This window comes from Nonlabens antarcticus (genome assembly GCF_015356755.1).
GTDB lineage: Bacteria > Bacteroidota > Bacteroidia > Flavobacteriales > Flavobacteriaceae > Nonlabens > Nonlabens antarcticus.
In genome coordinates this window covers 1-363 of sequence record NZ_JADFCO010000046.1, presented here as the reverse complement: position 1 = coordinate 363, position 363 = coordinate 1, and the positions used below count along the sequence as shown (strand labels likewise).

Genomic DNA, 363 nt, shown 5'->3' with positions numbered 1-363 from the left:
TTTATTTATCGCCTGGTTTTCTTCTAGGTATTCCCTGGGTGGGTTGTTTATATTCCCCCAGTAAAAATAACTGGAATGCGCTCTGGTGATACCTACAAAGCACCTGCGCTGAAGGAGGACTGTTCTTTAAAAGGGATGCTATATACTGGTGCTTTACCTCAACACCTATATATAGACCGCTACAGTTCCATGGGGACTTCTATCAACAACACCTCAGCGTTTTCTGAAGCATTTATAGTTATAGAATGAGTTTGTGTTATTGCTATCGCGTCCCTGTAGCTGAGTGTGGTGTCATTAATTTCAATAGCCCCTTCTACTACCATTATATAGACTCCGTTATCTTGTGACTTTAAATTATACTCT

1 protein-coding gene is annotated in these 363 nt (G+C 40.2%); it reads right to left on the bottom strand.

Features of this window, described 5'->3' with window-relative positions:
- Positions 1 to 179: 179 nt before the first annotated feature.
- Positions 180 to 363 (bottom strand): pirin family protein (locus IQ282_RS00175; RefSeq protein ID WP_449406803.1); only part of this gene is annotated, 184 nt, incomplete at its 5' end.